This window comes from Streptomyces sp. NPDC001056 (genome assembly GCF_053598955.1).
This window is the reverse complement of record NZ_JBSFLI010000047.1, coordinates 1-5,722: the sequence shown is the minus strand read 5'-3', so window position 1 is coordinate 5,722 and position 5,722 is coordinate 1. Positions and strand designations below refer to the sequence as shown.

The following is a 5,722-nucleotide window of genomic DNA, read 5'->3' as shown; positions in this document are numbered from 1 at the left end:
CGGAAGCCTCGCATGAGACGCCCGGAGGGCCTGCGGCGGCCCGTACGGCGCCGTCGTGGGTCGGGTGCGCCCCGGGAGAGGCGGTGCGTCGGTGCCGCGGCGGGTGGTACCCGTCCTCGGTCCGGCGGACTGTCTGTTGGGAGGTCGAACGAGTTGACGCCGGCCGCTGCGGGCGGATACCACCCGCCACGTCCCCTCCCCGCCGTCGGCGGCCGCGGGTCCCCGGGGGTGGATACCGGCCATTCAGCGAATTCACCCCGGCTTCACGCGCATGAGGGGTATGGGACGGGTTGGCGTGTGCATGCTCATCGTTGTTCTGTTGCCCCTCGACTCGGAGGTCGATGTGTCGCGTCGTTCCCTGTACCACCGTGCCCTTGCCGTCCTGGCTGCCGCTGCCGCTTTCGGCGGGGTCGGGATCGGCGGGTCTTCCGCGCAGGCCGCGGGCGGCGTGCCCACCCCGGATCACGTGGTCGTCGTAGTGTTCGAGAACCATGCCGACAGCCAGGTCATCGGGTCCTCCAGTGCGCCGTACATCAACTCGCTGAAGTCGGGCGGGGCGTATCTGTCGCAGTCGTACGCCATCACGCACCCGAGCCAGCCGAACTACTTCGCGCTGTTCTCCGGGTCGACCCAGGGCATCACGACCGACAGCTGTTACACGCCGGGATTCTCGTCCGCGCCGAATCTGGCGTCCGAGGTGATCGCGGCCGGGCGCAGCTGGGCCAGCTACAACGAGTCGCTGCCGAGCCAGGGGTCGACGACGTGCAGCAGTGGCAAGTACGCGCGGAAGCACAACCCGTGGTTCGGGTTCAGCAATGTGCCGACGTCGAGCGCGAAGACCTTCGCGCAGTTCCCGACGGACTACTCGACGCTGCCCCAGATGTCGTTCGTGATCCCCAACCTGTGCAGTGACATGCACGACTGCTCGGTGGCCACCGGTGACACCTGGCTGAAGAACAACCTGGGCGCGTACGCGACTTGGGCCAAGGCGCACAACAGCCTGCTCGTGGTCACCTTCGACGAGGACGACTCGCAGAACGGGAACCGGATTGCGACCGTGCTGTACGGGCAGCCGGTGGTGGCGGGGTCCTCCAGCGCGACCACGTACAACCACTACGACATGCTGCGCACCCTGGAGGACAGCCAGGGGCTCAGCGTGCACGCGGGCAACGCCGCCTCGGGCAAGGACATCAGCGGGATCTGGGCCACCTCCTGACGCCGTGGGCCCGGCTCAGGTTCGCTGGGCCGGGAACTCGCCCACCCCGCGCAGGAGCTGGAAGAGTTCGGTCGAGGAGGCGGCCACGCCGTTTCCGCCGGCCTCGGTGACCTTCGCGCGCAGCGAGACGGCGCGGGCGGTCGCGTAGATGAAGACGGGGGTCGTGTGCCCCTGGGCACGCAGGGCTCGGATCATGTCGAGGCCGGCGGTGCCGTTGTTGCGGAAGTGCTCCTTGCGGCTCATGTCCGAGAGGATCGCGTCGAAGGGGCGGTGAGCGCCGGCGAGGGCCTGAAGGCCCTCGTCGGTCGACTTCGCCAGGCTGACGTCCACGCCCAGAGCCCGGAGCTGGGCCACCTCGGTGAGGTTGTTCTCCGGGCGATCGTCCACCCAGAGAATCCTGTCCAGGATGCGGGACTCGGCGGCCTGGGGTGCCACCGCGCCGACGGAGGCCAGTCGCCCCTGGATCTCGGCCGTGGCCCGGATCAGGCTCTCCGAGTACTCCTGGACCGTCACCTCGGCCTCGCCGACCTTGATCGTGAAGCCCCGGGAGCGGACTATCTCCTTGATCAGGGGGAAGAGGCGCCACAAGGCGACACCCGCCATGAGCGGCCAGGCCAAGCCCGTCAGGGCCCTGATCAGTTCCGTCACGTCCTTCACGGCACTCCCCCGAGGTCGATGGGCTGCCGTGATTCTTCCAGGGCTCGGCGGGGCGGGCCGACGGTTTTCGGCGGCCACGAAGGAGCGGCGGCGGGCCGCCGTGCTCAAGGCAGGCCGAGTGTGCACGGGTGCGCTGCGCGCCCAGGGAGGGCGTCGTGGCGCCGCTGATGGCGGCGGACCGGGTGGAGGGCGCGCCGCTCGCCTCGGCACCGGGCTCGCCGACGGGCCCGTTCAGGCGACCGGTGAGGTGGACCGGTGGGCGGCCGGGCGGCGGTGACCCTCCGGGCCGTACCGCTCCCGCGCCCGCCCGGTGGAGGCTGAGCGGCGGGCACCGCGCGCTGGTCTCCCGCACTTCTCGTGCGACGCGCTGACCGCGATCGCTCCCCCCTGCGCACCGATCCGGAAGGGCCGCGGGCTCCTGCCCGGTGGATGCCTCCGTGACACCGGGGCCCGACCATCTCCGCCGGAGGCAGCACCGCCCCGCGAGACCGGTGACGTTCACGACCACAGTGGGCCTCCCCCCGGCCAAGCCCGGCAGGAAGTCGGCGGCCGCCTCGGCGACCGCAACGTGCCCCCGGCCACGCCCGGCAGGAAGTCCGCGACGACCTCGGCGGAACCGGCCCGACCACCGCCGCCGGAGGCGTCGGGTGCGGGGCGCGGCCGGCCGCTCGGCGGTGGCGGGCGACCGTTCGTCGCGCGCCCCCGTCCGTCCGTCGCGCGACGCACGCCGCTGATCGACAAGTCCCTTACCGGGACTCCCCGCCGGGGCACGGATGCCGCACAGTAACCGGCCAGAGCGAGACATCACGGAACGCCCGGCCGCCAAGCCGCGCTCCCGGACCGGGAGCGGCAGCCGGACGTACCCGCGCTCTCCGCCCGCGCGCGGTCTCCCGGCCCCGAGCCGTCCCGCCGCCCGCACCGCACCCCGCACCTTCTGCCGTCATCCGCGCCCCGGACGGTGCACCACCCGTGCCGAGCAGGCACCCCGATCCAAGGACCGCGCCATGACCCAGCCCCGGACGCCCGCCTTCGTAGAGCCGCCCGCCCCCGCGGAGCGGACACCGGCCTCCGGCACCGCTGCCCCGGCCGAAGACTGACCACGGAACAGGAACTGAGATGCGCATCGTTCTGATCGGCCCTCCTGGGGCCGGCAAGGGCACCCAGGCCCGTGTCCTGGCCGGCCTCCTGTCCGTCCCGGCGATCTCCAGCGGGGACCTGTTCCGCGCGGAGACCAGCCGGGGCACCGCGCTCGGTGAGCTGGTCCGCCGGCACACGGACGCCGGTGAGCTGGTGCCCGACGAGCTCACCGCGACCCTCGTCACGCAGCGCCTGCGCGAACCCGACGCGGCGGACGGGTTCCTGCTCGACGGCTACCCCCGGACCGTACGGCAGGCCGAACTCCTGGAGCAGGCCCTGGAGGAGGACGAGACCGTGCTCGACGCGGTGATCGCCCTCGACCTGCCGGACGACGAGATCGTACGGCGGCTGACGGGCCGGCGGACGTGCCCGGCGTGCGGCGCCATCGCGCACACGGTGTTCTCCCCGCCCCGCGTCCCGGACCGCTGCGACGGGTGCGCGGGCCCCCTCGTCAGGCGCGCCGACGACACCGAGGAGACCGTGCTGCGGCGCCTCGCGGTGTACGCGGAGCAGACCCTCCCGCTGCTGCGGTGGTACACGGACCGGGAACTGCTGCGCGCCGTGGCCGCGACGGGCACGGTCACGGAGGTCTCCGACCGGATGCGCTCGGCCCTGACACTGGGGGCGCGGTGAACCCCTACCCCCGGCCCCCCGTGCGCCGCGAACCGGACGGCGTCCCGGTGACGGCGGCCCCGCCGCCCGTCGACCTGCGGGAACTGCGCCGCCTGCGCTTCTCCTTCGCCACCCCGGCCGCCGTCGCCGTCGTGAGCGGCTATCTGCTCCTCATCCTGCTGTCCGGCTTCGCGCCCGGACTGATGGCCGCTGCGCTGTGGGGACATCTCACCTTCGGACTGACGCTGGGCCTGGCCCTGTTCGCCGCCCTGTTCCTCACCGCGTGGCGCTACCACCGGCACATGCGCACCCGCTTCGACCCGCTCGCCGACGCACTGCGCGCGCACCGGGTCCGGACGGGCGCCGAAAGGAGTAAGCGATGACCGCCGCGTCGGGCGTCATACCCCTCAGCCACATCCGGCTGCCGCTGGTGCTGTTCCTCACCTTCCTCGCCATCACCATGTTCACGGCCATCATCAACAGCCCGCACCGCGACGAGATCAGCGAGTTCTACCTCGGCAGCCGGAAACTGTCGCCGCTGAAGTACGGCATGGCGATGTGCGGCGACTACATCTCGGCGGCCACCCTGCTGGGCAGCACCGGCCTGGTCTGTCTGACCGGCTACGACGGCCTGCTGTACCTCGTGGGCACCGCCATCGGCTGGATCGTGGTTCTCCTGCTGATCGCCGAACCCCTGCGCAACACGGGCCTTTTCACCCTCGGCGACACCATCGCCCAGCGGATGCGGGACCGGCAGCGACCGGTCCGGCTCGCCATCGGCGTCTGCACCCTCATCGTGTCCGTCCTCTACCTGGTGGCCCAACTGTCGGCGAGCGTCGCCCTGCTGGCCCAGTTCACCGGGATGCCCGGGAGCACGGCGCGTGCCTTCTGCGTCGTCCTCGTCGGCGTGCTCGTGATCTTCTACGTCGCGGTCGGCGGAATGCCCGGCACCACCTTCATCCAGATCGCCAAGGCCGCGCTGCTGGTGGCCGTGGTCGCGGTGGCCGTCGTCCTGGTGCTGCGGCACTTCGCCTGGAGCGGCAACGGCCTCCTCCGCGCGGCCGCCGCGAACAGCGGACACGGGGACGCCTATCTGCGGCCCGGTCTGCGGTTCGGCGCCAGCACCACCAGCAAGCTGGACTTCCTCAGTCTCGCGCTGTCCATGGCCCTGGGCGTCGGGGGGCTCCCGCACGTCGTCATGCGCCTGCTGTCACCCGGTACGGCACGCCAGTTGCGCACAGCGGTGCTGTGGACGGTCGGCCTGGTGGGCGCCGTGTGCCTGGCGGTCGGCGTCTTGGGCCTGGGAACGGCCGCGATCGTCGGCACCGACACCGTCAAGGCCGCCGACTCCACCGGCAACTCCGGGGTGCTCCTGCTCGCGCAGTCGGTGGGTGGGACCCTGCTGGTAGCGGCCTTCTCCTGCCTCGTCTTCGCCACCATCCTCTCCGTGGCCGCCGGCGTCACACTCGCCGCGGCCTCGTCGCTGGCCCACGACGTGTACGCGTACGGCGTCCGCAGGAGCCAGGTGGAGGGCCGTCAGGAGGTGGCCGTGGCACGGGTGTCGGCCGGTGTGGTCGGCGTGCTGGGAATCCTCATCGCTCTGCTGGCCTGGGACTGGAACGCGGCCTCGCTCGCCTTCCTCGCCTTCGCCATCGCCGCCTCGTCCCTCGTGCCGACCGTCCTCTACACGCTGTTCTGGCCCCGCTTCACCGCGGTCGGCGCGCTCTGGGGTCTGTACGGCGGCCTGGGCTGCTCCCTCCTGCTGGTCGTCTTCAGCCCGCTCATCTCCTCGACACCGACGTCCCTGCTGCCCACGGCGGACTTCGCCTGGTTCCCGCTGCAGAACCCGGGCATCGTCTCCGTCCCGGTCGGGTTCCTGCTGGGCTGGCTCGGCACCGTCCTGAGCTCCAGGTCGGCCGACGTCGCCGCGTACCGCGAGTTCGAGGAGCGCTGTCTGACGGGTGCGGGGTAAGCCCGCGCCTCCGGCCCGGCCCCGCGCGGCGGCCCGGTCCGCGCCCCCTCGGCGAGGGGGCCTGCGGTGGCTCCGGTGACCAGGGCGGTCTGCTGGGCGAGGTCCTTGCTCATGATCGTGCTTCGTTC

At 72.2% G+C, this 5,722-nt stretch carries 5 protein-coding genes; 4 read left to right on the top strand and 1 reads right to left on the bottom strand.

Going from position 1 to position 5,722, the window contains the following annotated elements; translation table 11 throughout:
* The first annotated feature begins 343 nt into the window (after positions 1-343).
* Entirely contained in the window at positions 344-1,216 is an 873-nt protein-coding gene (locus ACWDD7_RS34205) for an alkaline phosphatase family protein (RefSeq protein WP_450460281.1), read from the top strand.
* Between the two features lie 15 nt (positions 1,217-1,231).
* Here the strand turns inward: ACWDD7_RS34205 and ACWDD7_RS34200 are convergent, their stop codons facing one another.
* Positions 1,232-1,873 carry a response regulator gene (locus ACWDD7_RS34200; RefSeq protein WP_450460256.1) on the bottom strand — a complete coding sequence of 214 codons (642 nt, stop codon included), beginning with the start codon at positions 1,871-1,873 and terminating at the stop codon, positions 1,232-1,234.
* Between the two features lie 1,116 nt (positions 1,874-2,989).
* On the opposite strand from ACWDD7_RS34200, the gene ACWDD7_RS34195 reads away from it, so the two are divergent.
* From ACWDD7_RS34195 to ACWDD7_RS34185, 3 genes are read left to right on the top strand one after another with little or no spacing between them, the layout of a single operon-like run.
* Entirely contained in the window at positions 2,990-3,643 is a 654-nt protein-coding gene (locus ACWDD7_RS34195; protein ID WP_450460255.1) for an adenylate kinase, read from the top strand.
* The gene (locus ACWDD7_RS34190) at positions 3,640-4,005 is read left to right on the top strand and encodes a DUF485 domain-containing protein (RefSeq protein ID WP_351879323.1); all 366 of its coding nucleotides are present in this window, start codon (positions 3,640-3,642) and stop codon (positions 4,003-4,005) included. The genes ACWDD7_RS34195 and ACWDD7_RS34190 overlap by 4 nt, the downstream gene beginning before the upstream one ends.
* Positions 4,002-5,594: a solute symporter family protein gene (locus ACWDD7_RS34185; protein ID WP_450460254.1), complete on the top strand. Its 1,593-nt coding sequence runs from the start codon at positions 4,002-4,004 to the stop codon at positions 5,592-5,594. The genes ACWDD7_RS34190 and ACWDD7_RS34185 overlap by 4 nt, the downstream gene beginning before the upstream one ends.
* Positions 5,595-5,722 lie beyond the last annotated feature (128 nt).